This is a genomic window from Endozoicomonas sp. ONNA2 (assembly GCF_024606365.1).
In the GTDB taxonomy this organism is placed as follows: Bacteria; Pseudomonadota; Gammaproteobacteria; order Pseudomonadales; family Endozoicomonadaceae; genus Endozoicomonas.
In genome coordinates this window covers 1-3,935 of sequence record NZ_JAHHPO010000482.1, presented here as the reverse complement: position 1 = coordinate 3,935, position 3,935 = coordinate 1, and the positions used below count along the sequence as shown (strand labels likewise).

The window sequence follows — 3,935 nt, the reverse complement described above, 5'->3', positions numbered from 1 at the left end:
GTGTAATACCGTCCATATTAGGAAAGTTGTTTTTAGACAATTCCCAAGTCACCACCATGGTTGGCGAATCTCTGGTGACCCGGTTACAGGAGGAGGTTGAGAAACAGGGCAGCGAGAGCCGTTCCGCCTGGTTTGATGATGAAATCAGTATTGACGGTGACCTCTGCGATGATGCTTTACCCGCAGCGCTTGCCGATATGCTTGCCGGTGCGGATAAGCACAAACAGTTGTTGATGGCTCCCGTACTGATCTGTACAGCAGACCATATTACAGCGGCCGCCGATGCTACCCGTGGGCGGCACCTGATTGCGACAATGCGGGTGTTGTCTGCTGATCTGGTACTTGATGAAATTGATAACTATGAGGAAACCGCGCTTGTTGCTTTGGGTAAACTGGTTTATCTGGCTGGGTTGGCTGGTCGTCGAGTCTTGCTATCCTCGGCTACCTTATCGCCAGCTATAGCACAAAGCCTGTTCCAGGCATACGCAGAGGGTTACCGTGGCTTCGCTCAAAGGCGCGATATGGCAGCTCCCCAAATAGCGACGGGCTGGTTCAGCCAGTTCAGGAAACTTTGCCAAGTCAAGTGGTATCGTAAAGCGGACTTGTCTGATCCGGAAGTACTGAAGAAGAAATTTGCCCGGCAACGAGCGACCTATGCCAAATCTCTGGTTTCAGCCATGGACGAAGTGCCGGTTAAACGGTCTATACAATGGCTGACACTGCCTGACAACGGTGGCATGGAAGAACTTGTTCAGGGTATTTATCATGCTGCCCGGAAACTGCATCAGAAATTTGCCGGAAAAGATCCCGTTACGGGGAAACATTTATCACTGGGCTTGATTCGGGTCAGCAACATCAAACCCTGCTGGCAGATAAGCCGGTTGTTATGTGAACAGAATACTGATGAACAGTGGGATCACCGGGTTGTCTGTTATCATGCCCGATTGTCCACATTGGCTCGTTGGCACACGGAGCAATGGCTGGATAAAGCCCTTAACCGAAAACAACCGGAGGCCGTCTGGGATGTTCCTTTGATTCGGGAATTGTTGGTTAGCTCTTCTGCCCAAAACATTATGATCATGGTGGTGGCAACGCCGGTAGAAGAGGTAGGCAGAGACCATGATTTCGACTGGGGAATTTTTGAACCGGCTTCCACGCGGTCTGTGGTTCAAAGTGGAGGACGTATCTGGCGCCACAGGCAGCCATCTGGAAGTACCGATAATATTAGTTTGCTGCCCACCGTTATCAGAGAGATTCTAACCCCCGGGCTAACAGCGGTTTACCGACGCCCGGGGGTTGAAAGCGATCCTGATTATTTGCTTTCCACGCATCAGGCGGAGGCGCTTCTTCCGAAAGACTGGCAGAGTCGTCTCGATGCCCGGCACAATCTGATTTCTCCTGATCACACAGAGGCGGAAATGACTAGCCTCGAACACCGGAAGCAATGGGATTATCTTCTTGGACAGTCACCGGATTGTCCCACGAGAAGATCACGGGACAATCAGGTCGCCGGTTACAGTCTCGGAGAATGGAGTGAGCAGCCAATGTTGGCCACCAACGACCGGCATGCGGCTGGCAACCCCTTTCGTATCCGTAAACAGAAAGTCTTGTATTGGCTGGATGTTCAGGAAAATTGGTGGCATATCGGAGTTAACGCTTCAGGACAGCCTTTGGGGCAGCCGAAAAGTGCTGATTGCCAAATCGAGTATCCTGTTATTTTTGATAGCCGCTTGTTGCTTAACCGGTTAATTCCTGGCTCGCAATGGCAAGAGCATTACCAGGCGCTTAAAGATAGGGCTTATCCACATGATAGTGCTGAGTATGCTGAACAGACATTAATGGGGTTTGAATTTGAGCACAGCAAAAATCGACAACAAATTCGTTATCATTTTTGGCTTGGAGCCATTCGCGAGTAGCTCGATTTATTTCGCAGCCACATCTACGGAGCCGCATCTGGCAGAAATCTGGCTGATTGTTCAAACCTGCTATCTATGGCCGAGTGATCTCCTCTGCAAGATAACAGACAAGAGCTACCGCCGTAATCCTGGCAGATATCTTTACTGACGCGGTAGCTCTTGTGTTTTGCTTTGCTGGCCGTGTTAACAACCTGCTTCTCACCGGCAGGGCAGGTAAAGCTGTCGTCTGCTTCGCGACAAATAAAATCAGCGTTGACAAACTTCCTGTCAGAATCTTCCGGTCCCTCTGTTGCAGGCTTCTCCTGCCAATCCGTAGCAATTTAAGCAGGGTTATTTGAATTCGATAAACCCGCAGACGTTTTTCTGAAAGGCTGCCCAAGAATAGACTGACCCACCATATGGAACTTATCCAGATTTTCGGTGTCTTAGTTATATAGGGAAAAATAATAATGAACTCAATAAGATGACAGAGTGTTCTGCTTCAGGAGGCCCCATGCCACAAGCTCTATCCATGCAATTGGCGGTACCCACGCCACCCGTGCCGGACTTTCCGCCCCCGGGTGACCAGGCAGCCAGGATCAGCCGAACTGGGCTGACTAAAGAAAAAAATCTGTATGTATCTGACACCAAGGGTAACTCCAGGCTGGTCAGGCTGACAGAGCATTGCGAGTACAAGATGGTTCATGACCAGCCTTTTGCCAAGTCATCAGGCGGGATGATATTTGAGAGAAAAATAGTTTGGCAAGAGCCAATAGCTACATTCCAGGCTCTGTCTTCACTACCAAAAGCGGTGTTGCCAGCTGTTATCATCACGGTCTGTCCGGATAATCTGACATCCGCTGGCTGGAGGGCATTACCGGATAGATCCATTGCTCTCTTGCCCATGCCCCAAGTCCTGTCGTTTGTGGTCAACAGGCCTGATCTGGCAGAAGACCCGTCTGCACAAATGGAGGTGATAGCAAAAATCGCCCAACTGATGGCCCTGTTAACCGGTGGCAGTGTTGAACTCACTGATGCCGCACAGGGGGAGTCTGAAGATCACTCCGCTTCCTTGGGTTTGCACCGATCACAACGACAGTCAATCAGTGAATTATTAGATAATCTTGTCAATAGCCTCATGTCTCGGGGGCGCCCGGAAGATATTCACACAGCGATGGGTTTATCCAGATTGGCGGAGAAATTGTCGCTGGTATTAAAAGAGGCTAACTCACAGATCGATCCGTCTTTATTGCAAGAAGTTGAGTCTCTCCTGAATCAGTGCGCTATTACTGCTCAAATCGCCCCTGAACAGAAAGGTCTCGCCCTTATTGACCGGCAATACAATCTGGCGTTATTAAAGCCCGGTAGCGTGTTCAACACGGGTATGGAACATGATGGATTGGCAGTTCCAGCAAAGCCCGGGATGAATAAGGGGCACGGTGAGATGAAAAACCGGGAAGGGCCTGTTGGGAGTAAAAGTGCAAGCGAGGTGGGTCGCCCTGAGCCAGGTAACAAGGCAGGTGTTAATACCGGTCACAATACCAGTCACAATACCAGTCACAATACCAGTCACAATAATAGTGCAGCACCCATCAGTTCCCCACAGGTAATGGGGTCGTTAAACCAGTTGCTTGCTGCCATGGGGTTAGCCAATATCGCACAACCCCCATTGGCTGTGGAAAGTGGCGCAAAGCAGCTGCCTCCCATTATTTTGCCAAACCCCGGTATTCGATTATCCGACAGAAAAAGGAAAACCAGGAAACAACTTAAAGATGAGGAAGAAAAAGAGAGGGAAGAAAAAGAGAGGGAAGGAGAATCCTTCTTATTTGATGATGGGCCTTTTGAACCATTTGATAATGAATAAGTAGCTGACCATCAAAGGGGATTTTTCCCTTCTTTCAGAGTCATGGGCTTCATTTGACTTCCCGTCAACCGGGTTTGCCGGTTAAACCTGAGAAGCGGCATATACCTATTAATTCCAGAAACAAAAGCTTTGAACCACGAAGCACACGAAGAGCACAAAGGAAAAGAAAAGCTCTT

Annotated in this window: 1 protein-coding gene and 1 pseudogene; both read left to right on the top strand. The window is 49.4% G+C overall.

What is annotated here, in order from left to right:
• Positions 1-1,916: pseudogene (locus KDK14_RS08740) on the top strand (hypothetical protein); the annotation flags it as partial.
• Between the two features lie 493 nt (positions 1,917-2,409).
• Positions 2,410-3,759 (top strand): hypothetical protein, encoded by a 1,350-nt coding sequence (locus tag KDK14_RS08735; RefSeq protein WP_257264707.1) that lies wholly within the window; start codon positions 2,410-2,412, stop codon positions 3,757-3,759.
• Positions 3,760-3,935 lie beyond the last annotated feature (176 nt).